20 protein-coding genes are annotated in these 23,362 nt (G+C 71.2%); 8 read left to right on the top strand and 12 right to left on the bottom strand.

Annotated features, from left to right (window positions below):
* Positions 1–40 precede the first annotated feature (40 nt).
* Together ACJJVL_RS06500 and ACJJVL_RS06495 are read left to right on the top strand one after the other, a co-directional pair.
* A complete protein-coding gene (locus ACJJVL_RS06500; RefSeq protein ID WP_405217589.1) occupies positions 41–955 on the top strand; it encodes an ABC transporter permease in 915 nt (304 codons plus the stop codon).
* On the top strand, positions 955–2,166 hold the full coding sequence (locus ACJJVL_RS06495; protein ID WP_405217588.1) for an ABC transporter ATP-binding protein: 1,212 nt from the start codon (positions 955–957) through the stop codon (positions 2,164–2,166). The genes ACJJVL_RS06500 and ACJJVL_RS06495 overlap by 1 nt, the downstream gene beginning before the upstream one ends.
* Positions 2,167–2,259: 93 nt before the next feature.
* Here ACJJVL_RS06495 and ACJJVL_RS06490 read toward each other — a convergent pair whose 3' ends face one another.
* The 4 genes from ACJJVL_RS06490 to ACJJVL_RS06475 are packed head-to-tail and all read right to left on the bottom strand — an operon-like array spanning position 2,260 to position 8,073.
* A complete protein-coding gene (locus ACJJVL_RS06490) occupies positions 2,260–4,311 on the bottom strand; it encodes an acyltransferase family protein (RefSeq protein ID WP_405217587.1) in 2,052 nt (683 codons plus the stop codon).
* Positions 4,308–5,177, bottom strand: coding sequence for a glucose-1-phosphate thymidylyltransferase RfbA (gene rfbA / locus ACJJVL_RS06485; RefSeq protein ID WP_405217586.1), 870 nt, complete (start codon positions 5,175–5,177; stop codon positions 4,308–4,310). The genes ACJJVL_RS06490 and rfbA overlap by 4 nt, the downstream gene beginning before the upstream one ends.
* A 48-nt stretch (positions 5,178–5,225) precedes the next feature.
* A complete protein-coding gene (locus tag ACJJVL_RS06480; protein WP_405217584.1) occupies positions 5,226–7,061 on the bottom strand; it encodes a hypothetical protein in 1,836 nt (611 codons plus the stop codon).
* Between the two features lie 16 nt (positions 7,062–7,077).
* Positions 7,078–8,073: a hypothetical protein gene (locus ACJJVL_RS06475; protein WP_405217583.1), complete on the bottom strand. Its 996-nt coding sequence runs from the start codon at positions 8,071–8,073 to the stop codon at positions 7,078–7,080.
* An 84-nt stretch (positions 8,074–8,157) separates the two neighbouring features.
* Here ACJJVL_RS06475 and ACJJVL_RS06470 point away from each other — a divergent pair, with 84 nt between their 5' ends.
* Positions 8,158–9,555, top strand: a complete 1,398-nt coding sequence (locus ACJJVL_RS06470) for a cell wall-binding repeat-containing protein (RefSeq protein ID WP_405217581.1) — start codon at positions 8,158–8,160, stop codon at positions 9,553–9,555.
* Positions 9,556–9,566: 11 nt separating this feature from the next.
* On the opposite strand, the gene ACJJVL_RS06465 is transcribed toward ACJJVL_RS06470, so the two are convergent.
* Positions 9,567–11,027: a hypothetical protein gene (locus tag ACJJVL_RS06465; RefSeq protein ID WP_405217579.1), complete on the bottom strand. Its 1,461-nt coding sequence runs from the start codon at positions 11,025–11,027 to the stop codon at positions 9,567–9,569.
* A gap of 146 nt (positions 11,028–11,173) precedes the next feature.
* Between ACJJVL_RS06465 and ACJJVL_RS06460 the strand changes: the two genes are divergently transcribed.
* Positions 11,174–12,184 (top strand): glycosyltransferase family 2 protein, encoded by a 1,011-nt coding sequence (locus ACJJVL_RS06460; protein WP_405217577.1) that lies wholly within the window; start codon positions 11,174–11,176, stop codon positions 12,182–12,184.
* Here the strand turns inward: ACJJVL_RS06460 and ACJJVL_RS06455 are convergent.
* Complete coding sequence (locus tag ACJJVL_RS06455; RefSeq protein WP_405217576.1) at positions 12,126–13,073, bottom strand: lysylphosphatidylglycerol synthase domain-containing protein; 948 nt, start codon at positions 13,071–13,073, stop codon at positions 12,126–12,128. The genes ACJJVL_RS06460 and ACJJVL_RS06455 overlap by 59 nt on opposite strands.
* Here ACJJVL_RS06455 and ACJJVL_RS06450 point away from each other — a divergent pair.
* From ACJJVL_RS06450 to ACJJVL_RS06435, 4 genes are all read left to right on the top strand, one after another.
* Positions 13,060–14,364, top strand: a complete 1,305-nt coding sequence (locus ACJJVL_RS06450; RefSeq protein ID WP_405217575.1) for a glycosyltransferase — start codon at positions 13,060–13,062, stop codon at positions 14,362–14,364. The genes ACJJVL_RS06455 and ACJJVL_RS06450 overlap by 14 nt on opposite strands.
* Positions 14,354–15,334: a glycosyltransferase gene (locus ACJJVL_RS06445; protein WP_405217574.1), complete on the top strand. Its 981-nt coding sequence runs from the start codon at positions 14,354–14,356 to the stop codon at positions 15,332–15,334. Before ACJJVL_RS06450 ends, ACJJVL_RS06445 begins: the two co-directional genes overlap by 11 nt.
* 64 nt (positions 15,335–15,398) lie before the next feature.
* Positions 15,399–16,382 (top strand): dTDP-glucose 4,6-dehydratase, encoded by a 984-nt coding sequence (rfbB, locus tag ACJJVL_RS06440; RefSeq protein ID WP_405217572.1) that lies wholly within the window; start codon positions 15,399–15,401, stop codon positions 16,380–16,382.
* Positions 16,379–17,506, top strand: coding sequence for a glycosyltransferase (locus ACJJVL_RS06435; protein WP_405217571.1), 1,128 nt, complete (start codon positions 16,379–16,381; stop codon positions 17,504–17,506). The genes rfbB and ACJJVL_RS06435 overlap by 4 nt, the downstream gene beginning before the upstream one ends.
* A 41-nt stretch (positions 17,507–17,547) precedes the next feature.
* Here the strand turns inward: ACJJVL_RS06435 and ACJJVL_RS06430 are convergent, their stop codons facing one another.
* From ACJJVL_RS06430 to ACJJVL_RS06405, 6 genes are all read right to left on the bottom strand, one after another.
* On the bottom strand, positions 17,548–18,918 hold the full coding sequence (locus tag ACJJVL_RS06430) for an LCP family protein (RefSeq protein WP_405217570.1): 1,371 nt from the start codon (positions 18,916–18,918) through the stop codon (positions 17,548–17,550).
* Complete coding sequence (purE, locus tag ACJJVL_RS06425) at positions 18,915–19,418, bottom strand: 5-(carboxyamino)imidazole ribonucleotide mutase (RefSeq protein ID WP_405217569.1); 504 nt, start codon at positions 19,416–19,418, stop codon at positions 18,915–18,917. Before purE ends, ACJJVL_RS06430 begins: the two co-directional genes overlap by 4 nt.
* A gap of 127 nt (positions 19,419–19,545) precedes the next feature.
* Positions 19,546–20,667, bottom strand: a complete 1,122-nt coding sequence (locus ACJJVL_RS06420; protein ID WP_405217568.1) for a 5-(carboxyamino)imidazole ribonucleotide synthase — start codon at positions 20,665–20,667, stop codon at positions 19,546–19,548.
* Positions 20,664–21,980 carry a UDP-glucose dehydrogenase family protein gene (locus ACJJVL_RS06415; protein WP_405217567.1) on the bottom strand — a complete coding sequence of 439 codons (1,317 nt, stop codon included), beginning with the start codon at positions 21,978–21,980 and terminating at the stop codon, positions 20,664–20,666. The genes ACJJVL_RS06420 and ACJJVL_RS06415 overlap by 4 nt, the downstream gene beginning before the upstream one ends.
* Positions 21,981–22,023: 43 nt before the next feature.
* The gene (locus ACJJVL_RS06410) at positions 22,024–22,503 is read right to left on the bottom strand and encodes a PH domain-containing protein (RefSeq protein ID WP_405217566.1); all 480 of its coding nucleotides are present in this window, start codon (positions 22,501–22,503) and stop codon (positions 22,024–22,026) included.
* A 17-nt stretch (positions 22,504–22,520) separates the two neighbouring features.
* Entirely contained in the window at positions 22,521–23,246 is a 726-nt protein-coding gene (locus ACJJVL_RS06405; RefSeq protein WP_405217565.1) for a biotin--[acetyl-CoA-carboxylase] ligase, read from the bottom strand.
* Positions 23,247–23,362: the final 116 nt, after the last annotated feature.

Raw genomic sequence — 23,362 nt, 5'->3', positions numbered from 1 at the left:
GCCTGTCGAGCCCGCGGTCGCCCCCGAGGCAGGAGCACACATGTCGGACGTCGCGACGGCCCGTGCGCAGCGGCTCGCCGACGCGCCGTGGGAGCACGCCGGAGCCCGCTCGAACGGGCTCGCCGGATTCATCGCGGCCACCCGCGACGTCTGGCAGTACCGCGAGCTGCTCGGACGCCTGACGAAGCGCGAGCTGAAGGCGAGGTACAAGGACTCGAAGCTCGGCTTCGTCTGGAGCCTCGTCCGACCCCTCACGATGCTGTTCGTCTACGCGATCGTGGTCGGGCAGTTCCTCGGGGCGGCGCGCAGCATCGACAACTTCGGCATCTACATCTTCGCCGGCCTCGCGATCTACACGGTGTACGCAGAGATCATCGGTGGTGGCACGAGCGCGATCGTCGTCAACTCCGGCCTCATCAAGAAGGTCTACCTGCCGCGCGAGATCTTCCCGCTCGCGACCATCGGCCCGGCGATGTTCACGCTCGTCATCCAGGTCGTGATCCTCATCGTCGCGGCCGCCGCGACGAGCGCGCTGAGCTTCGGTGGGCACCTGCTGTACGCCCCCGCGTCGATCATCCTGGCGATCATCTGGAGCTCCGCGTTCGCGCTCGCGCTCTCCGCCATCAACGTCTACCTGCGGGATGTCGCGTATCTGGTCGATGTGGTGCTCGTGCTCGTCATGTGGGGCTCCCCCATCCTCTACTCGATCGCGATGGTCGACTCGCAGCTGGCCGGCGGCTCGTTCGAGTGGCTGCTGCCGCTGTACGTCAACAGCCCCGTCACGCTCACGGTGCTGGGATTCCAGGAGGCGTTCTGGCAGCCCGGCGCCGCGGCCGCCCATGTTCCGGAGCTGTGGGTGAACATGCTCGTCAGCGCGGGCATCGGCCTCGTCGCCCTCTACGTCGCCCAGCGCATCTTCGCGCGCCTGCAGGGCGACTTCGCGCAGGAGCTGTGATGTCGAGCGTCCCGATCGTGCGACTCGACGATGTGTCGAAGCACTTCACCGTGCGCAAGGACAAGAGCCTGAAGGAGCGCATCGTCAACGCGGCCCGCGGCCGTGCGCACGCGGAGCACTTCGAGGCGCTCAAGCACATCTCGCTCGAGATCGATACCGGTTCCACCGTCGGCCTCATCGGCCCGAACGGCTCCGGCAAGTCGACGCTGCTGAAGACCATCGGCGGCATCATCCAGCCCTCCAGCGGCACGGTGGAGCGCCGCGGCCGCATGGCGGCGCTGCTCGAGCTCGGCGCCGGATTCCACCCGGACCTGACCGGCCGCGAGAACGTCTACCTGAACGCATCCATCCTCGGTCTGTCGGAGCGGCAGACCGACCAGTACTTCGACGCGATCGTCGACTTCTCGGGCATCGAGCAGTTCATCGATCAGCAGGTGAAGTTCTACTCCTCCGGCATGTACGTGCGCCTCGCCTTCGCGGTCGCCGTGCACGTCGACCCCGATCTGCTGCTCGTCGACGAGGTGCTCGCGGTCGGCGACGAGGCGTTCCAGGAGAAGTGCCTCGACAAGATCCGCTCGTTCCAGCTCGAGGGGCGCACCATCGTGCTGGTCACCCACGCGCTCAGCCAGATCACCGACCTGTGCACGCGCGGCGTGGTGCTCTCGCGCGGCTCGATGGTCTTCGACGGCCCCCCGATCGAAGCTGTCGATGTGCTGCGCGGCGGCTTCCGCTCGCAGCGCGACTACGAGGACGCCCGCAGGCCCGTCCAGGAGGACGAGCAGCCGGTGGAGCCGATGGAGCGCGTCACCATCGACGGTGTGCGCATGGTCGACGCCTCCGGCACCGAGATCACCACGACGCAGGTCGGATCCGATGTCGCGCTCGAGGTCGACCTGACGGCCCACGACCCGGTGGAGCACTGGCGACTGGGCGTCGCGCTCGCGACGGGGTTCGGCCAGCTGGCGCTCTTCACCACGACGCAGCGACTGGGTATCGAGACCGGGCGGATCAGCGGCCCGGTGCGGGTGCGCGTGGAGATGCCCGATCTGCATCTGGGCACCGGCGAGTACACCGTGAGCACCGCCATCGAGCACATCGAGGGCCCGGAGCTGGCGCGCGCCGATGAGGCGCTGCGGATCCGCGTGGAGGGCGACGGCAGCTCGTCCGGCACCGCGAGGACGACGCTGATCGGCGGGCTGCAGACGCGCTGAGGTGTCACCGCACGGCGCCGCCGACGGTCCCGTGAGGCTGCTGAGCCGCGCAGTGTGCGCGCCGGACGACGCCTGAGCGCCGCCCGGCGCGCCTCACTCCCAGGGGTCAGCCGGGTACCAGCTCGCGTAGCCGCGCAGCTCGGTGCTGAACAGCCGAGCAAGCGACCTGGCGAAGTGCTCGCCGATGTGGCTGTTGTCCACGTACGTGACGATGCCACCGAGCGCGGGCGTGCACACGCCGCCCGGGCAGATGTGATCGTTCAGGTCGATGAAGGCGCCGCCGGCATCGTGGATCCGGGTCGCGTAGCCCGCCAGGTCCGGCAGCTGCAGCTCTGCGTCGAACGAGCACTCGGGGCTGTCGAAGCCCGCGCGCTCCGCGCACTCCAACGGGTCGAAGTCGGTGCGCGGATTGTCTCGCACCCCGACCACCAGCGTCCCCGTCCGCTCGTGCAGGTAGTCGACCCAGCCCGGGAAGCTCCCCCCGAACAGATCCTCCCTGCCGTCGGGGTGGGTGAGCGACGCGATCGTGAAGACCATGTCGGGCGAGCGATCCAGGATGTACTGATTGGCAACCTTCCACGTGTTGCTGCACGCGCCCACCTCCTCGGGCCACGCATTGTCCTCGGGCCAGTGGAAGAAGCAGCCGGGCGAGGTGAAGGTGCGCACGTGCCACGTCGGATGCTGCTCGACCGTCTCCATCAGCATCGGCGCCATGGCTGCCGAGTGCGAGCTGCCGACGATCACGATCGATCGCTCCGGCGACTCCAGCTGGCCCCAGTCGCGGCAGATGCCGACGTTGTAGGGGTCGTCGTCGGCACAGGGCACGCCCGGCTCCTGCGCGAACGAGGCGGTCAGCGCCTCTCCCGGGTACACCGAGGCGAACTCCCGGCCGGGGTCGGCGTTCGCACCCATGGACGGCAGGTCGAGGCCCGACAGCTCGCCGGCCTGATCCGACTCCGCACGATCCAGCTGCGCGCGCACGGCGACGACAGAGGTGAGCACCAGCGCGACGGAGACGACGATCGCGCCGATCTGCCGCAGCACCACCGTGCGTCCCGCGCCGGCTCGGGTGAACCGAGCGACCGGGTGCTCGACGACGTGGTAGATCAGCACGCTCGCGACACCCGAGACGACGAGGATGCCCAGGCCCTGCAGCGGGTTCGGCCGCTCGATGCCGGTCGCCGCCGCGAACAGCACCAGGGCGGGCCAGTGGGTGAGGTAGAGCGCGTACATGTACTTGCCGCTGCGCTCGAGCACCGGGTGCCGCAGGAGCGCGTTGCCCCGGTCGCCGCTCTGCCGCGGCGAGTCGGCGGCCAGCAGCACCAGCCCTGCGGCGACGACGGGCCACAGCGCCGCGACGCCGGGGAACGCGGATTCGACGGGGAGCAGCCAGCCGGTCGCGACCACCGCCGCCAGACCGATCCAGCCCATCCAGTGCTTCACCCGCGTCGAGAGCCGCAGCGACGGCGCGATGAGCGCGAAGACGGAGCCCGCCGCGAACTCCCACAGCCGCCCCCAGGTGTCGAAGTAGGCGAGCCGCTGATCCTGCGCGACCGAGATGACCGACCACGCGAAGGAGGCCAGCCCGATCGCCAGGAACACGATGAGCAGCGCCCGGCGCACGCGGTCGCGGAACAGCAGCGCCACGACCACGTGCAGGATCGGCCACAGGATGAACATCTGCCCCTGCACCGAGAGCGACCAGAAGTGCTGGAAGACGCTCGCGGTCGATCGTGCCTGCGCCAGGTAGTCGACGGCATTGCCCTGCAGCCAGAAGTTCATCGTGTAGCTGATCGCAGCGAGGGCCTGCTGCGAGAGGTCCTCCCAGTGCCGCTGCGACAGCACGAGCAGCGCTCCGGCCAGCGCCAGCAGCGTCGCCGCCGCGGCAGCCGGCAGCAGCCTGGCGAACTTGCGCAGGATGTACGACACGAGCGGCACATCCCGGTGCTGCTCTGCAGCGGTGACCAGCGACCGGGTCAGCAGGTAGGCCGAGATGAGCAGGAACACGTCCACGCCGCCGGAGACGCGCCCGAACCAGATGTGGAACGCTGCGACCATCAGCAGCGCGACGGTGCGGAGTCCCTGGATCTCGGCGATGTACCGCGGAGCGGCGCTGGCGGTGACCCGTTCGCGGACCGACGTCACCACTGTCTCTGGAGCAGTCGCACGAGGTACTCGCCGTAGCCGCTCTTGAGCAGCGGCTGTGCCAGCTGCTCCAGCTGCGCGTCGTCGATCCAGCCGGCGCGCCAGGCGATCTCCTCGATGCAGCCGATCTTGAAGCCCTGGCGATCCTCGATCACGCGCACGTACTCGCTCGCCTGCATCATCGACTCGAACGTGCCGGTGTCGAGCCAGGCGACGCCGCGGTCGAGCACCTGCACCTGCAGCCGGCCCGCATCGAGGTAGCGCTCATTGATGCTCGAGATCTCGAGCTCCCCGCGGGCGCTGGGCGTGATCGACTTGGCGATCTCCACGACGTCGTTGTCATAGAAGTACAGGCCCGGCACCGCGTAGTTGCTCTTGGGCCGCTCGGGCTTCTCCTCGATCGACACCGCGCGCATCTGATCGTCGAACTCGACGACGCCGTAGGCGCGCGGGTTCGCGACCTGGTATGCGAAGACGAGCCCGCCGTCGACCTCCGTGTGCTGACGCAGGCTGGAGCCGAGGCCGGTGCCGTGAAAGATGTTGTCTCCGAGCACGAGCGCAGCGGGCTCGCCCGCCAGGAACTCCTCCGCGATGATGAACGCCTGCGCAAGGCCGTCCGGACTCGCCTGCACTGCGTACTGGATGTCCATCCCGAGCGCGGATCCATCGCCGAGCAGTGCCTTGAACTGCTCGTTGTACTCGGGCGTGGTGATGATGAGCACCTCGCGGATGTCCGCCATCATCAGCGTGGACAGCGGGTAGTAGACCATCGGCTTGTCATAGATGGGCATCAGCTGCTTCGAGATGCCCTTCGTGATCGGCCACAGGCGCGTGCCTGATCCGCCGGCCAGGATGATGCCGCGCATCGACTCTCCATTCGTTGTCCTCACCGCGCCGAGCGCAGCGGCGCCAGTCTAGTGCGAGCGGTCCGAGGGCTCGGCGGCGTCGGCGCGGGTGCTCTCGTGCGCCGTCGCCTGCAGCGCCGCGGGGGTTGGCTGGTCCCCGCCCGTGCGGCACGCTCGCTCGCGCTGCTCCACGAGCTCGATGAGCGTCGCGGCGCGGGCGTCGAATGACTCCTCGAGTCTCACGCGGTCGGCGATCACCCGCATCCGGGCCTCGTCGGGCCAACCGTCGTCATCCATCACCAGCGCTCGCAGCTGCTCGGGCGAGTGGTAGGCGCGCACGGCGCCGCCGAAGCGCTCCAGGCCCTCGATGGGATCCGTCACGACCCTGGCGCCGCTCGCGACCGCGTCGAACAGTCGATTCGAGAGGAAGCCATGCTCGGCCATGTCCGGCCAGTGGTCGTTCAGCACCCTCCGCGCACTGCGGTACGCGACCGCAGCGCGGATGTTCGGCAGGTGCTGCGCGCGGATGTGCCGCGCGTCGACGAACGGCTCCCAGCCGTCGCCGTAGAGGTCGACGTCGATGCGCTCTCGGAGGGCATCTCGCACGATCGGCCGGAACACCTCCCTGGTCCTGCCGACGAACAGCACGTCCGACGCGAGCATCGCATCCGTCGATCCGGGGTGGAACCGCGATGCGTCCGTCGCCTGCAGGAGCGTCAGCACCGGGACCGACGCGACGCGAGCCATCCGCCGCGCCCACGGCTCACTCGCCGCGGCCACCAGGTCGTACGAGCGCAGCTCGTCGGCGCTCACCCAGTCCGGATGACTGATGACCCACAGGATGTTGCACGACGACGGGTTGGTCGGCATGCGGTACAGCCCTCGGATCGAGACGGTGACATCGTCGAGCTGGTCGGAGCGCGGCCGCGCCATGGCGCCGCGCCGGTCGATGAACGCCTGTTGCCCCGCACGCTCGAGAGCGGCAGCCAGGCCCTCGGCGAACGGGGTATCCCCCCAGCCGTCCCCGCGCGGGCCAGCGGGGGCGCCGATCCTGATCGCCCAGCGACGGCGAGGATCCGTGCGCCGCAGCACCGGTCGCACGTCGCGCAGGCCCTCGACGAGCTCATTGCGGTCGAGCAATGCGTCGAAGCGCTCGATGGGGCCGGCGCTCCACCCATCGATCTCGAGACCTGCGGAGCGCAGCGCGGCTGCGGGCTCTGGCTGCTCGCTCGCTCGCAGCACGCGCGCGATGGGCAGACGAGCGGCCCCCGACGAGGCACGGGCGCGTGCCGACGGCACCACCACGCCGCCGCCGACCGCCGCGGTCGCGGAGCCGATCGCGGCGCCGAGCGGCTGGCCGCGCGGCAGCGTCCGTGCGAGCCCGCCCCGGACGAGCACAACGGGCGCCGCGATCGCTGCGACCCGATAGGGCGATGCCGGGAGATCGATCTCGGGGTGCCCCTCGAGGATGCGCCACGGTGGTGACGACGCGTGTGCCACGAGGATCCCGGCATCGCGCACGGTCCCCGACGCGGCATCCACCACGACGGGCTGCGCCGCGTCGACGTCGCCGCGCTCGGCGGCATCCACGAGGGTCGCGATGGCCTCCTCGGCGATCTGGGCGGTGTGGTGTGCGATGAGCACCCATGCCTCGGGCGCGAGCTGTTCGACGGCCGCGGCCGCCGCCGCGCTCCAGGACTCGCCCGTGCGCAGCACTGCGACGCCGGCCTGCTGCCGGAGCGAGACCGGAGCATCGGGCAGCGCGGCAGCAACAGCCGCCTCCCCCGCACTTGGGGCTCGAGCGAAAAGGGCACGGCGCGGCACGCGCAGCGCGAGCACGGTCCGCCCGGCGACGCCCCGGAAGGCCGACAGCGCCCTGCCTCCTGCGACGAGCCATCCGGGCACGGTCGGTGCCCTGCGCCTAGAGCGAGCCATCGCCGCAGAGCTCGGCGGCGTCGGCCCGGATGCGCTCGAGCTGCGATTCCTCGAGCGCAGCGGCCACCGCCAGGTCGTTGCCGTCACCGAAGACGTTCCCCACGTACAGCCCTGCCGTCTGGGTGCCCGGCACGAAGGGGAAGTTCTGCGACACCGGGGTCACCTGCGCCGTGCGGAAGCCATGCGCCACGGCACTCGCGTGCAGCCAGACGTCATCCTGATGCGGCGTGCGGTCGAGGAATCCGTCGCCGCCGTCGCGCAGCGCGTCGAGCAGCGCGGCCGGCAGCAGCTGCCCGGAGACCGAGGTGCCGAAGTGCGCGAAGCTCGGGCGCGTGCTCGTCGCCGGCGGCCAGCTCAGGTACGGCCCGACGGCGTCGCCGATGCAGCGGATCTCATGCGCTCGGTGCGCGACCACGGCGTCCGGATGCTTGGCACCTGCATGCAGCAGCTGCTCCAGCCAGTCCGCGGGATAGAGCTGATCGTCGTCGCTCGTCGCCATGGGCAGGCGGTGCGCCCGCTCGCTGAGCACGTGCGGACGCCACTTCGTGTGCACGCCGAGGCCGGGCGCCACGTGCTGCACCTCCAGCCCGCGCGCCTGCAGCCGAGTCAGCGAGCGCGGCAGCACGTCGAGCGTCGGATCGTCGAGCCACAGGATGATGCGCGCGGGCCGGACGCTGCCGGCACCGATCGATTCGATGGCCGCCCAGACGAAGGCGATCCTGGAGGCGACCGTGGTCATGACGACGACCACCGACGCGTCGCCGACGATCGGTTCGCGGGAGGTGAGGTTGCGCGCGCGCATGCGCAGGAGCCGACGCAGCGTCACCGCGTCGGGACGATCGTCGTACACCCCCGCGCCGACACCGACCCCGAGCGCACGGAGCGCGCGGGGCTCGACGCGGGCCCTGCCGTCGCGAGTGAGGGCACCGAGCGCGCGAAGTGCGCGTCCTCCGGCGCGTCGTGCCGAAGGAAGCGAGCGCATGGGGCTACTGTACCGCCCGGCCTTGACAGGGCATTCGCGCAGCCGTCAGGATGCATCCGTCCCCAACTGCACCGGAGTCCTGCCATGCCCTTCCCTCGCTCGTCCGCGCGCGCCCTCGCGGGCCTCGCGGTCGCGGCCGTCGCGCTCTCGCTCACGGTCCTCCCCACTGCCCCGGCGCACGCATCGCGTCTCGTCGACCGCATCGACGGCCCCGACCGCTACTCGGCGAGCGCCGCGATGTCGCAGGAGCTGGGGTCGGCCTCGACGGTGTACCTCGCCTCCGGGCAGTCGTATCCAGATGCGCTCGCGGCAGCGCCGGTCGTCGCCGCCGAGGATGCGCACATGCTGCTGACGGCGCCGCACGTCATCCCCTCCTCGATCCAGCGCGAGATCCGGCGGCTCTCCCCCACGCGCATCGTGATCGTCGGCGGCGAGCCCACGATCTCCGCGGCGGTGCAGCAGCAGGCCGCAGCGCTCGCCCCGGGTGCGAGCCTGGAGCGGATCGCCGGCGCGAACCGGGTGGAGACCTCCATGCTGCTGCTCGACCGACTGCGTCGCAGCGTGCCGGCCGCGGACGTCTGGGTGGCGAGCGGCAGGAACTTCCCCGATGCCCTGGCCGCCGGCGCGGTCGCGGCTCGCAACGGCCACGGGCTCGTGCTCACCACCGGCGCCGATGCGCACTTCGAGCGGCAGCTCGCCGCACGAATGGGCGGCACGAGCCGGTTCCTGGTTGTGGGCTCCTCGGTCTCGGTGGGCAACGATGTCGCGTCGCTGCTGCAGCGGACCGGCCGCACCGTGCAGCGCATCGAGGGCGCGAATCGCTACGCGACCGCCGTCGCCGTCAACCGCGCGTTCACCACGACGGCACCGGTCGGCCGCATGCTGCTCGCGAGCGGCGCCAACTTCCCCGACGCCCTGGGCGGCGCGGTCATGTCCGGCGCGACCGGCAGCCCGCTCTACCTCACCCACCCGCCGTGCGCGTCGACGGATGCGGTGGCCGTGGATGCGCATCGCGTGGGCGCCCGCGACGTCGTCGCCCTCGGCGGCCTGCCTTCGGTCAGCCGCGACGCGGCGCAGCTGCGCAACTGCGACTCCATCGCGGCGGCCGACACGATCCAGGCGGCGGTCAACGCGAATCGCGCGCAGCTGGCACGGCCTGTCGGGCCGCTCGACCGCCACACCTGCCTCGACGCGATGGCCCAGGGCTGGGCCACGCAGATGGCGGTGCGTGGGCTGAGCGGGAGCGTCCACAACCCGAACCTGAACGCCCAGGCCCGCGCGTGCGGCATGCGTGGCTGGGGTGAGAATGTCGGTCGCTCCTGGGGCCCGCGGCCGAATCCCGACGACATCATGGCCCGCTGGCTCGCGTCACCGGCCCACACCGCGAACATCCAGCGCTCCGCGAGCAACCTCGTCGGTGTCGGCGTCGCTCAGGGCTCCAACGGCTACTGGTACTACGTGCTGAACTTCGGCACCGCCTGATCGCGCGACCCTCAGATCGAGGGCACTGCCACGGCGCCGACGAACACGTCGACGATCCGAAACACGTTGTCGGTGAGGTGCTCGAGCGGACCGCCGGGCTGGTACCAGCCCGGCTGCGCGGAGATGACGAACGCCGCGGCTCCGCCCTGCGTGGCCACCAGCAGCATGGCGATCGCCGTCACCGCGAGCAGCGTTGCGCCGAAGCGCGCGCGGCGCAGCGAATCGGCGGCCCCGTGCATCGCGAGCGCCGTGATCGGCACGACGGCCGGCAACAGGTAGCGGCCCTGCACGCCCAGCGGCGCACCGAAAGCCCGCCAATCACCGAAGTTGTGCCAGAAGAGGATCGCCAGGTACACGACGCTCGAGAGCACGAGCGGCAGCAGTGCGCGCAGGCGCGGGGCGGTGGGCCAGACGACGGCTGCCACGGCGATCACCGAGATCACCGCGACCGGAATCGCGACCGAGACGAGCGTCGACACCACCGGTGCCGCGAACCAGTACCAGACCGCCTGCAGGTAGACCATCAGCCTCGGCACCCACTCGTCGAACAGGAACTGCGTCATGGTGCTGAGAGACAGCGGGAGATCGGCAAACGCGGCATCCGCCTCCCGGTTGCGCTCCCACACGCCATAGCTCTCGCAGCGCAGCTCGTTCAGCACGGCCGCGCAGTCGGGCGAGGGCGAGCCGTACGTGACGATGTTGCCGATGAAGCGCTCCACCGACAGTGCGACGAGCACGAGCGCGACCACCGCGACAGCGCCGAGCATCACCCTGCCGGCCCGGTTCGCAGGCAGCACCGGCAGCTTCCGGTCGCGGATGACCGCAAGGGCGACGAACGCGAGCATCACGAGCACGATCGGTGCGGCATGGAACTTCGTCAGCACCGCCGCGAGCCCCAGTGCGATCGCCCCGATCATTCCGAGCCAGGTCGTCTGCCCCGCCCACTGGCGCACCACCACCCATCCGCAGGCGGCCACCAGCAGCAGCATCGCCGAGTCGTAGTTGACCTGCGCTGCCAGGAAGGGCGAGACCGGCAGCGCCGCGTACGCCACTGCGGCGAGGTTCGCGACCGTGCCGGAGACGCCGGCTGCCCGCACTGCCGCGACCATGCACAGCAGCGCGCCGACATGCATCGCGACCGTCAGCAGCCGCAGCACGATGACGCGGTCGAACTCCGCGGCACCCGCGTCGGCCATCCATCGCTCGGGGAAGGAGAGCAGGTAGTGATAGAGGTATGAGGAGCTGCGGCTGGTCGCGCCCACGCTCTCCTGCGGCGCGTCGGTCGAGAACCACGGTGCCCCGTGCTGCGCGTGCACCGCGATCGAGTCGAGGTGCCACTCCTCGTCGAACACCATGCCCATGCGAGCGGTCAGCGCGATCCAGGCGGCGCCGAGCCCGAACCAGAGCAGGATCAGCGCCGTCGTCCAGCGACTGCCCACCGCTCGCAGCGTCGTCTCTGCCGCCCGGTGCACGCGCGATCCCGCGTCGCGGAAACGATCATCGACCGTGCGTGATTGCAGCACAGCTCACGACCTCTCAACTCGGCGACGTGCCCCGCGTAGTCTAGCCAGCGGCAGCGGCCATGGCCGGTAGGCTGGGATGCTGCGAAAGGGGCCCCGTGAAGCTGTTCATCCAGATCCCGTGCCTGAACGAGGAGCAGACGCTCCCGATGGTGCTCGAGTCGATGCCGAAGTCGATTTCCGGCATCGACGAGATCCACATCCTCGTCATCGACGACGGCTCGAGCGACCGCACCGTCGAGGTCGCCCGCGAGCTGGGCGTGCGCCACTTCGTGCGGCACGCCCGCAACATGGGGCTGGCCCGCTCCTTCCACGACGGGATCGAGTACGCGCTCTCCCACGGGGCCGACATCGTGGTGAACACCGACGGCGACAACCAGTACCCCCAGGAGATGATCGGCGAGCTCGTGCAGCCCGTGGTGCGCGGCGAGGCGGAGATCGTGGTCGCCGATCGGCAGACGGCGAAGATCGAGCACTTCTCGCCCTTCAAGAAGCTCATGCAGCGCTTCGGCAGCTGGGTCGTGAACCAGGCCGCGGGCACCGATCTTCCGGATGCGGCCAGCGGGTTCCGCGCCTACTCCAAGTACGCGCTCATCCGGCTGAACATCGTCACGCAGTTCAGCTACTGCATGGAGACGATCATCCAGGCCGGCAACAAGCGGCTCGCGATCACCTCGATCCCCGTCAGCACCAACCCGAAGACCCGCGAGTCCCGGCTGTTCAAGAACATCTGGCAGCACATGCGCGAGTCGGGCCTGGCGATCCTGCGGGCATACTTCATGTACAAGCCCTACGTCTTCTTCGCAACGCTCGGCGTGCTCTTCACGGTCGCGGGTGCCGTGCCCTTCGTGCGCTACCTGGTGCTGGTCCTGAACGAGACGCCCGGCAGCCACGTGCAGTCGCTGCTGCTCGGCGTGCTGCTGTTCGTCGGTGCGCTGCTCTCGTTCGCGATGGGCGCGATCGCGGACCTGACGCGCATCACGAGATCGTTGCAGGAGGACTCGCTCGAGCTCGACAAGCTCGACCGCTACGGCGCGACACGGAGCTGGGTCACCCTGCCGCCCGACCCTCGTCACGGCCAGCACCAGGGCGAGGCGACGGCGGCCTGACGCCGCTGCGCCGCAGCGCGACCCAGCCGCCGACCGCGACGAGCACGTCGCCGAGCAGCATCGCGAAGCGGCTCACGAGCGCGAGGGACAGCGCGGTGGGCAGGCCGATCGCACCGCCGAGCGCCAGCACCAGCACGCCCTCCCGGGCGCCCGCGCCCGCAGGCAGGAAGATGATGACGAAGCCGGTCACCCACGCGAACGCGTAGGCGGCAGCCGCGAGCACCAGCGTCGCAGGATCCGCCGCGAAGGGCACGACCAGCAGCGCGAACTGCACGCCGAAGCAGACCCACATGGCGGCGCACCACGCGCTTGCGGCGAGCATCGGCAGGGCCCGCACCGCAACCCCGCGCAGCGCGTCTCGGCGGAGCACGCGGCCGGCGAGCCGCAGCAGCCGCTGCAGCAGCGGGGGCCAGAGCGCGACGCCGCAGACGAGGCTGGCCGGCACGATCCACCAGTAGGCGAGGAGCACATCGGTGCCCGCCAGCAGCAGGCCGATGCCGCCGACGAGCATCCCCGAGAGCACGCTCACGAGCATCTGGGCGAGCGAGGCCGCTGCTGTCACGGTCCGGCCGATGCCGTGCCGCGCCGCGAGATCGGCCTGCGCGAGCACCGCCCACACGCTTCCCGGGACGTACTTGGCGAGCTGCCCGACGAAGTAGGTGCTCGCGCTCGCCCCGAGCGGCAGGTCGGCGCCGAGGGCGCGCATGCAGGCACGCCAGGAGAGCATTCCGGCACTCACGCCGAGCACGGAGCTCACGACCGCACCCACCAGCAGCCCGGGGTGCAGCCGACCGAGCGCCGCGGCGACGTCGGGCCAGGAGGCGATCACGAACCAGGCGATCGAGACCACGACGGCGACGGCGAAGGCGACCCGGATGCCGCGCATCATCCGCGCTCGTCGACTGCGCGGCGGAGTGGGTGCGCCGTCGATCGGCACGCTGGAGTCGGTCGGCACGGCTGCCAGCCTAGTCGTGCGCCAGCGTGGGACGATGGAGGGGATGGATCGCTCTCCCCGCCCCCGCCTGCTCGTCCTCGCCTCGACGTTCCCCGCCGCCGCGGGCGACGGCACACCGGCATTCGTCCGGGACCTGGCGATCGAGGAGGCAGCGGCGTTCGACGTGCTCGTGCTGGTGCCCAGGGTGCCCGGTGGCGCTGCGGAGGAGACGGACGGGCCGATCCGAGTGCGACGCTACCCCTACTTCCCCCGCCGCTGGGAGGCGCTCGCCCACGGAGCGATCCTCGAGAATCTGCGCGCTCGGCGATCCCTCTGGCTGCAGGTGCCGACGCTCTTCGCGGCGCAGTGGCTCGCCACGCGGCGCGCCATCCGCGAGTTCCAGCCGGACGTGATGCACGTGCACTGGATCGTGCCGCAGGGCATCGTGGCCCGGTCGCTCGCTCATGGCATCCCGATGCTCGTCACGACGCTCGGGGGCGACCTCTACGCCCTGGACGGCGATGTCATGCGGCGCGTGAAGCGCTGGGTGCTGGGCGCGGCGGCCGCCGTGACGGTCATGAACCAGGACATGGCGGCACGCGTCATCGCGCTCGGCGCGGAGCCCGCCGCAGTCGGCGTCGAGCCGATGGGCGCGGACGCCGCGGCGATGCAGATCGAGCGCATCACCGCCGAGACCGGGCAGCGCGTGCGCCTGCTGCTGGTCGGTCGACTCGTGGAGAAGAAGGGCGTGTCGGTGCTGCTCGCCGCGCTGCGCGCCGTGCCGCATCGGGACTGGGAGCTCACGATCGTCGGTGACGGGCCGCTGCGCACCCGGCTCGAGTCGGAGGCACGCGAGCTGCCGGTGCGCTTCGTCGGCCAGCAGGGTCGCGGTGATCTCGCGAAGCAGTACGCGAGCGCCGACATCGTGCTCGCCCCTTCGGTGATCGCGGCGAACGGCGACCAGGACGGGTTGCCCGTCGCGCTGATCGAGGCGATGTCGGCGGGCTGCGCCGTGATCGTGAGCGACCTCCCGGGGCTCGCGGACGTGGCTGCCGACGGCGCCGGGGTGCTGGTGCGCTCTGGGGACGAGGAAGACCTGACGATGGCGCTCACCGCCCTCATGGCTGAGCCCGATCGCATCCGGGAGCTCGGGGCGAGCGCTGCCGAGCGGGCGAAGGAGTACGCGATGCCCGCAGTCGGCGCACGGTATCGCGAGCGCATCCAGCGCATCCTCGATGCCCGATAGACTCATCGGTTCCGAGCAGGGGGGAGCCGCGGTGTCGAACCACTCGGCAGAGCGTCGCGTCCTGGTGCTGCTCGCGACCCACAACGGAGCCCGCTACCTGCGAGAGCAGCTGGACAGCATCCTCGGCCAGCAGGGCGTCGCCGTGCGGGTCGTCGCCTCCGATGACGGTTCGACCGATGCGACGCCGTCGCTGCTCGCGGACGCCGCCGCCGACCCGCGCGTGAGCGTGCTCCCGCCGGGCCGCTTCGGCACCCCGCAGGCGAATTTCCTGCGTCTGCTGCGCGACGCCGACCTGGCCGACGCCGACGCGGTCGCGCTCGCCGATCAGGATGACATCTGGCACGCCGACAAGCTCGCTCGCCAGCTCGAGCTGCTCGACCGGCACGCCGTGGATGCCACATCGTCGAACGTGACCGCCTTCTGGGAGCGCCCCGACGGCAGCAGGAGGCGGGAGGTCATCGACAAGGCCCAGCCGCAGCGCGAACTCGACTTCCTGCTCGAATCCGCGGGGCCCGGATGCACGTTCCTGCTGCGCAGCACGGCATTCCTGTCGGTGCGCGACGTGCTGACGACGCACCCGCTCGTCGATCCGTCGGTGCCGCACGACTGGCTCATCTACGCGGTGACACGGGCGCTCGGCCTCCGCTGGCGCATCGATGCGACCCCGACCATGGACTACCGCCAGCATGATCGCAACGCCACCGGGGCGAATCGCGGCGTGCGCCCCGCGCTCGTGCGAGCGCGACGCATGGCCTCAGGCGCCTACCGGATGCAGGCGCTCGCGGTCGCGAGGCTCACCGCCGCCGTGGCCACGCCGGCGCTGCGGCCGCAGCTGGAGCGGATCGCACCGCTGTTCGAGCGCAGCACCTTCGCCAGCCGTGCAGCCCTGCGACGCCTGGTGCCCGAGCTGCGCAGGGCGCCGGGCGAGCGGCGGCTGCTCCACATCGCGCTGCGGCTCGGCACCTGGTGATCCCGAACCTAGACTGGGCAGTCGACGGCGGCGTGCCATCCGGTGCCCGCGAAGGGGATGACGCGTGAAACTGCTTGTGACCGGAGGGGCCGGATTCGTCGGCTCGAACCTCGTGCGGATGATCCTCGGCGACCGTCTGCCCGGCACAGAAGGCGCGTCCGTCACCGTGCTGGACGCGCTCACCTACTCGGGCAACCTGGCGAACCTGTCTGCCGTCGCCGAGCATCCGCACTTCGAGTTCGTGCACGGCGACATCCGCGACACCGGATTGCTCGACCGGCTCCTGCCCGGCGTCGACGCGATCGTGCACCTGGCCGCGGAGAGCCACGTCGATCGCTCCGTGCGGGATGCCTCGGTCTTCGTCGAGACGAACGTGGTCGGAACGCAGCGACTGCTCGACGCCGCCCTGCGGCACGGCGTGCGCCGCGTCGTGCACGTCTCCACCGATGAGGTCTACGGCTCCATCGAGACCGGCTCGTGGGACGAGGACTGCCCGCTCGAGCCGAACAGCCCGTACTCCGCGTCGAAGGCGGGCAGCGATCTGCTCGCCCGCAGCTACCACCGCACGCACGACCTCGACGTGCGCATCACGCGCTGCTCGAACACCTACGGCCCCTTCCACTTCCCCGAGAAGCTCATCCCGCTGTTCGTCACGAACCTCATCGACGAACTCGACGTTCCGCTGTACGGCGACGGCGAGAACGTGCGCGACTGGCTGCACGTGGACGACCACTGCCGCGGCATCGCGCTCGTGCTCACCAGCGGGCGCGCGGGTGAGGTCTACAACATCGGCGGCGGCGTGGAGCTCACCAACCGCGAGCTCACCGATCGGCTGCTCGCCGCGACCGGACGCGACCGATCGGCCGTGCAGCACGTCGCCGATCGCAAGGGCCACGATCTGCGCTACTCGGTCGACGTGACGAAGATCTCCACCGAGCTGGGCTTCGCGCCGCAGGTGCCGTTCGAGCAGGGGCTCGCCGACACCGTGCAGTGGTACCGCGACAACCGCGCGTGGTGGGAGCCCCTGAAGGAGCGTGCTGCACTGTGACCGACACGACCGCGATGGACGAGCGACGCTTCACCGTCGTGCTCGACGAGGTCGCCGAGCGCTCCCGCACGGTGGTCGGCCGGTACTCGGCGGAGATCACGCGCGGACTGATCGCCACCGCGCCCGAGGGCTTCGGCGTCGGCGCGCTCTCAGCGCGGATCTCCGAGTCTCGCGAGGCTCGCCTGCGGGAGCAGGTACCGGGGCTCGCGGAGCTGCGGCAGACCGCCGTGCAGGCCCGCGAGCTGCGGGAGGCCTGGCTGCACTCGTTCACCACCATCCCCGTGCGCGGCCTCGTGCACGCGACCAGCCTCATGGCGCCCCTCGCGGGCGAGCCCGGCCCCACCGACCAGATCACCGTCACGGTGCACGGCCTGCAGTCGTTCTCCGACCGCTCAGAGCGCAAGCAGCGCTGGTTCGATCGGGCACTGAAGCGAGCGCTCGCCCGCGCGGACGGCATCGTGGTGCCGACGACCTCCGTCGCCGAGGACCTCGCGCTCCTCGACGACGTCGAGGGTCGCGTGCGGGTCGTGCCGCCGGCGCCGTCAGCGGCACTGCTGGCCGCATCCACCGCTCCCCCCGCGCGCGCGCTGCATCTGCCGGACGAGTACGTGCTGGTGCTGACGCAGCCCAGCGCGCTCGGGCAAGCCGAGCGGCTGATCGAGACCATCGCGAGCTCGCGCATGCCGGATGTGCGCGTCGTCGTCGCGGGACCCGTGGAGTGGGGCGAGACCCGTCTGGCGGGCCTCGCCGTGGAGGCCGGGATCCCCGCGGGGCGGCTGGTGATGCTGGGCGAGCTGGAGGATGCCGACCTCGCGCTCGCCTACCGACGCGCGCTCGCGCACCTGCACGTCTGGGAGCAGGATGCTCTCGGGCTCTCGCTCCTCGATGCCGCCGCCATGGGCACCGCAACCGTGCACCCCTCGACGCGCTCGCTGGATGAGATCGCCGGCGATGCGAGCGTGGCGGTCGCGGGCGGGCCGCACGAGCTCGCCGCGGCGCTCGCCGACATCCTGGAGGACGACGAGCTGCGCAACCGCCTGCGGCTGCATGCGAAGGATCGCGCCCAGGCCTTCACGTGGGAGGGCGCAGCTCGCCAGGTGTGGCAGCTGCACGCCGAGCTGTAGGCGGTATCGGCAACCGAGCGACGGGTGCCGATACCGCTCCGCTAGGGCGCGGCCGGGCTCTCGGTCGACGGAGCGATGGCATCGGCTTCCGCGAGCGCCCGCTGCACCATCGCGTGAATCTGCTCGAAGTCGGGGTCGCCCGTCTCGACCCCCGCATCCGGGATGAGCTCGAGGTTGGTGATCGGCAGCTGCCGGGTGCGCATCGCGAGCTCCGACAGCGAGCCGATCATCGACTGCGGCACGTCCGTCTGCACCAGGTCCGCTCCCGCGGCAGCGAGCTGCCGGTACTTGGTCAGGAGCACATCGGGCGTGAACTGCGCGATGACCGCCTCCTGCACCTGGCGCTGCCGCACCATCCGGTCGTAGTCCGAGGTGCCGGTGCGGCTGCGGGCGTACCACAGGGCGGTCGGGCCATCCATGTGCTGCAGCCCCGGTTCGATGTATCCGAAGGGCTCTGCTCCCTCCACACCGAGCGCGACGCGCGTGGGCACGTCGATCTCGACGCCGCCGAGCGCCGTCACGAGGCTCTCGAAGGCGTGCATGTCGACGAGCACGAAGGACTGCAGCTCGAGACCCGTGACCCCCTCGACGGCGTCGCGGGTGGCTTCGATGCCGGGGCTCGATCCTTCGGCAGCGGCCTCGGGGTAGAGCTCCGGGTGCGCCTCGCCGTACGTGTAGGTGCCGTTCAGGAGGCAGTCGCTCGACTCGCAGTCGAAGCCGTTGGGCCACGGCCCCCACATGGGTGACCCTTGCGAGAACGGCGCGTTGCGCAGGTTACGGGGCACCCCGATCATTGTCGCGGCGCCGGTCTCGGCGTTCACGGTCACGACGGTCATCGAGTCGAAGCGCAGACCGACGCGATCCTCGCCGGCATCGCCGCCGAGCAGCAGGAAGGTGTAGCGGCCGTCGACCGGATCGACCGGCGGACGCGAGGAGTGGAAGACGCCGCTCACCAGGGAACGGGTGGCGTCGACCACGGTCGCGCCGTAGCCGGCGAGCGCCGCAGGAGCGACCGTCGCGATGATCGCGACGATCGCGATGGCCGCGCGGGCCCTCCCGTGCACCTGTCGCAGTCGCGCGAGCCGCAGCGTGTCGAAGCCGAGCATGAGCCACAGCACCGCGTAGCCGACCAGCAGCACCTCGAGCACGAGCAGACCGATCGAATTGCCCACGATCGTCAGCAGCGCCGTGCGCCAGACGAACCAGAGCACGACCGTGATCGCCGCGAGCACCAGCAGCGCGATGGTCGCCGCGAGGCCGAAGCGACCGAGCCTCCTGTTGCCCGCGAGCACCTGCGCGCTGCCCGGCAGCAGGAAGCCGATGAGCACGAGCCACCAGCCGCGACGCCGCATGACCAGCGGGTTGCGATCGTCGGGCGTGCGGAGCGGGGTGCCGGCGTGCAGCAGCGTCATGCGCTCGGCGCCACGCGATCGCGCAGTGCCGCGGCCTTCTCGTCCACCTGGCGCTCCAGCTCGTCGGCGAAGCCGTCCAGGCGCGCGCCGAGCTCGGCGTCGAACGCGCCGAGCATCCGCGCGGCGAGGATGCCCGCGTTCCTGGCGCCGCCGATCGAGACGGTGGCGACCGGGATGCCTGCCGGCATCTGCACGATCGAGAGCAGGCTGTCGAGACCGTCGAGGGTGGCGAGCGGCACCGGCACGCCGATGACGGGCAGGCGAGTCATCGAGGCGACCATGCCGGGCAGGTGCGCAGCGCCACCGGCACCGGCGATGATGACCTTCACGCCGCGGTCGGCGGCGGCGCGGGCGAAGTCGACCATCCGCTGCGGGGTGCGGTGCGCCGAGACCACGTCGACCTCCGACGCCACGCCCAGCTCATCGAGCACGTCCTTCGCGGCCTCCATGACCCGCCAATCCGAGTCGGACCCCATGATGATGCTCACCTGCGCTCCCATGTCATCCAGGGTACGGCCGCTCGCCATGCGCCTCGAACGCGCCTCGCCGCGCCCGCGGCGGCGCCACTCGCTCCATCGAACCCGATCCGGTGCACCAGCTCCCGGCCGGCGGACGGGGTCGAGGGGGTCAGGCGTCGAAGCAGGCTGCCGCGGCGCGCGCGCGGTAGGCAACCTCGTCGAAGTCGTCGCCGACGGCGGTGACGTGGCCGACCTTGCGGCCGGGTCGGGCCGACTTCGCGTAGGAGTGCACCTTCACGTCCGGATGCGCCGCGAGCGCCGAGGCGTAGCGGTCGGTCATCGCACCGGAGGCGGGGCCGCCGATCACGTTCACCATCACGTTCGCCGGCGCCAGGATCGCGGTCGAGCCCAGCGGCAGATCCAGCACCGCGCGCAGGTGCTGCTCGAACTGGCTGGTCACCGACCCGTCGATCGTCCAGTGGCCCGAGTTGTGGGGACGCATCGCCAGCTCGTTGACGAGCACGCGCCCATCGCTCGTCTCGAACATCTCGATCGCGAGCACGCCCGTGACGCCGATCCCGTCGGCGATCGTGCGCGCGACGTCGTCGACCACCGGCTGGATGCTCGCCGCGTGCGGCGCAGGCGCCAGCACCTCCACGCAGATGCCGTCCCGCTGGACCGTCTGCACGAGCGGCCACACGACTGCCTCGCCCGACGGTCGGCGCGCGATCAGCTGCGCAAGCTCTCGACGGAACGGCACGAGCTCCTCCACCAGCAGAGACGGGCCTCCCGCCGCTGCGCCCTCCAGCCAGTCGGCGGCATCGTCGACCGAGCGCACGACCCGCACGCCCTTCCCGTCGTAGCCTCCCGTGGCCGTCTTCACGACCGCGACCCCGCCGTGGTCGGCGAGGAACCGCGCGAGATCCTCGGGCCCATCCACCGGGGCCCAGTCCGGCTGCGGCGCGCCCAGCTCTGCCATCTTCGCGCGCATCTCGCGCTTGTCCTGCGCGAAGCGCAGCGCCTCCGGGCCGGGGTGCACGGCGACGCCCGCCTCGACCAGCGCGCGCAGCACGTCCTGCGGCACGTGCTCGTGATCGAAGGTGATGACGTCGACGCCCTTCGCGAACTCGAGCACCACGGATGCATCCCGGTAGTCACCGACAGCGGTGGCAGCGAGCGACGCCGACATGCCCGTCCCCTCGGCCAGCACCCGCAGCTCGACACCCAGGGCGACCGCTGCGGGGATCATCATGCGGGCGAGCTGCCCGCCACCCACGACGCCGACGATCATGCCGCGGGCACCGTGTCGGGTCGACCGAGGCCGACGACCCTGAAGCCCGCGGCCGCCCAGCGCGCCGCATCGAGCGTGTTGCGGCCGTCCACCACGATGCGCGCCCGGGTCTGGGTCGCGATCACCTCCGGGTCCAGGTCTCGGAAGTGCTGCCACTCGGTGCCGATCGCCAGCACGTCGGCGTCCCGGATGGCGTCCTCGATCGAGGCGACGATGTCGAGCGCGGGCACGGATCGGCGGGCGGTCTCTGCGGCCTCGGGGTCGAACGCCCGCACCGAGCGCCCCTGATCCTGCAGCCGACGCGCGACGTCGAGCGCGGGCGAGTCGCGCACGTCGTCGCTGTTGGGCTTGAACGCGAGGCCCAGCACGGCGACGCGGTCGCCAGCCTGCGCAGCGAGCTCCGCCTCGATGAGCGCGACCATGTGGTCGCGGCGCCGCAGGTTGATCTCGTCGACCTCGCGCAGGAAGCCGAGCGTCTGCTCGTGGCCCAGCTCGGTCGCGCGAGCGCGGAACGCGCGGATGTCCTTCGGCAGGCATCCGCCCCCGAACCCCAGCCCGGCGTTCAGGAAGCGGCGGCCGATGCGGGCGTCCAGGCCGATCGCGTCCGCCAGCTGCGTGACATCCGCTCCGACGGTCTCCGAGAGCTCCGCCATCGCGTTGATGAACGAGATCTTGGTGGCGAGGAAGGCGTTGGCGCTCACCTTCACGAGCTCGGCGGTGGCGAAGTTCATCACCAGTCGCTCGGTGCCGCGGGCGATGATCGTGGCGTACACCGCATCCAGTCGTGCGACGGACGCGTCGTCACCGTCGGCGACACCGTAGACCAGCCGGTCGGGCGCGACCGTGTCCTCGACGGCGAAGCCCTCGCGCAGGAACTCGGGATTCCAGGCCAGCGCCGCGCCCGTCGGGGTGACGAGGTCGGCGAGCCGCTGCGCGGTCCCGACCGGCACCGTCGACTTTCCGGCCACGAGCGTGCCCGCCCCGATGTGCGGCAGCAGCGATTCGATCGCCGCGTCCACATAGGTGAGGTCGGCGGCGTCGGAGCCCGCGCGCTGCGGCGTACCGACGGCGAGGAAGATCACGTCGCTGCCCGCGACCTCGGCGACGTCAGCGCTGAAGCGCAGCCGGCCGGACTCGATCCCGGCGGTCAGCAGCTCTGGCAGTCCCGGCTCGTAGAACGGGGGCTCTCCGCGGCGCAGCCGCTCGATCTTCGCCGCGTCCACGTCGATACCGACGGTGTCGTAGCCGAGCGACGCCATGGCGGCGGCGTGGACGGCACCCAGATAGCCGCATCCGATCACAGCGATCTTCATGTGAGCTCCTCTTCGCGTATGCGCGCTCCGGCGCAGTCATGGTTCATGCGGGGTCGCCATCGTGCACTGCGAGGCCGCGCGCGCCCAGCTGCTCGGACAGCATGCGCTGCACGAGCGAGGCGAGCGGTACATCCGACAGGATGACGGCGCGGTCGCCGCCGGTCGAGAGCAGCAGGTCGCCGGCGCCGAAGAGCGCCTGCAGGCCCCGCCGCCGCACGGTCACGTCGTGCACGCGGGACAGCATCGTCTCGCGTCGGGTGCCGCCGAAGCCGGTGCGGATGATGACGCGCTCGGTGGTGAAGGTGAATCCGCGCGACAGCCACGCGAGCGTAGGTACTACCGTGAGCAGCACGACCACGATCGCCGTGACGGTGAGCACCCCGATGTTCCAGAACGCCCAGTCGATCCGGTCCAGCAGCAGCGCCGCGAGCCCGACGCCGAGCCAGAGCACGAGCACGGGCACGACGAGCACACGCGCATGCGGTCGCATGCGCGCGATGACTCGCTCCTCGCCGGCTTGCACCCGACGATCCTCTCGCATCAGCGGACGTGCACGACGTCACCGACCCGCACGTCGACGATTTCCCCGCCGCTGTCCACGCGCAGCTCGCCCCCGGCCCCGAGCCCGACGGCGCGTCCTTCGAGCCGCCCGTCGGGCAGCTCGACGCGCACATCGCGGCCGATCGTGGTGAGCGCCGCCTCGACGGCCGCGCGCAGGCCCTCGCCGCCGAGCGCCGGCAGCAGCGCGTCGAGCGAGCGCAGCATCTGCCACAGCACGGCGTCCGCGAGCACCGGCGCGGTCCCCTCCGCGCCCTCCAGCGTCAGGGAGGTCGCGTGTGGCGTGGGCAGCTCGTCGCGCTCGAGCGTCAGGTTCACGCCGAAGCCGACCGCAACGGCGTGCTTGCGGCGCTCGCACAGCACCCCCGCGATCTTCCTGCCATCCACCAGCACGTCGTTGGGCCACTTGAGGCCCGCGCGATCGGCGACCAGGGTGTCGAGCGCATCGGTGAGCGCGAGGCCCGCGGCGAGCGGCATCCAGCTCGCCGCCTCCTCGCTCATCCCGCGCGTGTGCACGAGCACCGTGGCCGCGAGGCACTTGCCGGGGGGACTGACCCACGCCCTGCCGAGCCGGCCCCTGCCGGCCCGCTGATCGAGCGTCGCCCAGGTGGTGAGGTGGTCGGCGCGCTCGTCGACGGCGTCGAAGGTCGAGTCGATCCGGTCGAGCTCGACGACCGTGGCAATGCGTGCAGCGCCGGGGAACAGCATGCCCCAAGGCTAGGCCGCGATCGGCGCGCGTCGAGCATGGGATGGAGACGATCACCACGGAAAGCGGGCCGGATGCTGTGGCAGTCGACAAATGGTGCGCATGCGGCGCCGTCTAG

Source organism: Agrococcus sp. Ld7, assembly GCF_045064095.1.
Lineage (GTDB): Bacteria > Actinomycetota > Actinomycetes > Actinomycetales > Microbacteriaceae > Agrococcus.
Note: the sequence above shows the minus strand (reverse complement) of the source record. Positions and strands in the feature narration are given on the sequence as shown.

What these genes read in the sequence shown, in the direction of transcription:
- ACJJVL_RS06500 (WP_405217589.1), top strand. Translation starts at nt 41, where the DNA reads ATGTCGGACGTCGCGACGGCCCGTGCGCAGCGGCTCGCCGACGCGCCG.
- ACJJVL_RS06495 (WP_405217588.1), top strand. Translation starts at nt 955, where the DNA reads ATGTCGAGCGTCCCGATCGTGCGACTCGACGATGTGTCGAAGCACTTC.
- rfbA (WP_405217586.1), bottom strand. Translation starts at nt 5,177, where the DNA reads ATGCGCGGCATCATCCTGGCCGGCGGATCAGGCACGCGCCTGTGGCCG.
- ACJJVL_RS06475 (WP_405217583.1), bottom strand. Translation starts at nt 8,073, where the DNA reads ATGCGCTCGCTTCCTTCGGCACGACGCGCCGGAGGACGCGCACTTCGC.
- ACJJVL_RS06470 (WP_405217581.1), top strand. Translation starts at nt 8,158, where the DNA reads ATGCCCTTCCCTCGCTCGTCCGCGCGCGCCCTCGCGGGCCTCGCGGTC.
- ACJJVL_RS06450 (WP_405217575.1), top strand. Translation starts at nt 13,060, where the DNA reads ATGCCGCGCATCATCCGCGCTCGTCGACTGCGCGGCGGAGTGGGTGCG.
- ACJJVL_RS06455 (WP_405217576.1), bottom strand. Translation starts at nt 13,073, where the DNA reads ATGATGCGCGGCATCCGGGTCGCCTTCGCCGTCGCCGTCGTGGTCTCG.
- ACJJVL_RS06445 (WP_405217574.1), top strand. Translation starts at nt 14,354, where the DNA reads ATGCCCGATAGACTCATCGGTTCCGAGCAGGGGGGAGCCGCGGTGTCG.
- ACJJVL_RS06430 (WP_405217570.1), bottom strand. Translation starts at nt 18,918, where the DNA reads ATGACGCTGCTGCACGCCGGCACCCCGCTCCGCACGCCCGACGATCGC.
- purE (WP_405217569.1), bottom strand. Translation starts at nt 19,418, where the DNA reads ATGGGAGCGCAGGTGAGCATCATCATGGGGTCCGACTCGGATTGGCGG.
- ACJJVL_RS06420 (WP_405217568.1), bottom strand. Translation starts at nt 20,667, where the DNA reads ATGATCGTCGGCGTCGTGGGTGGCGGGCAGCTCGCCCGCATGATGATC.
- ACJJVL_RS06415 (WP_405217567.1), bottom strand. Translation starts at nt 21,980, where the DNA reads ATGAAGATCGCTGTGATCGGATGCGGCTATCTGGGTGCCGTCCACGCC.
- ACJJVL_RS06405 (WP_405217565.1), bottom strand. Translation starts at nt 23,246, where the DNA reads ATGCTGTTCCCCGGCGCTGCACGCATTGCCACGGTCGTCGAGCTCGAC.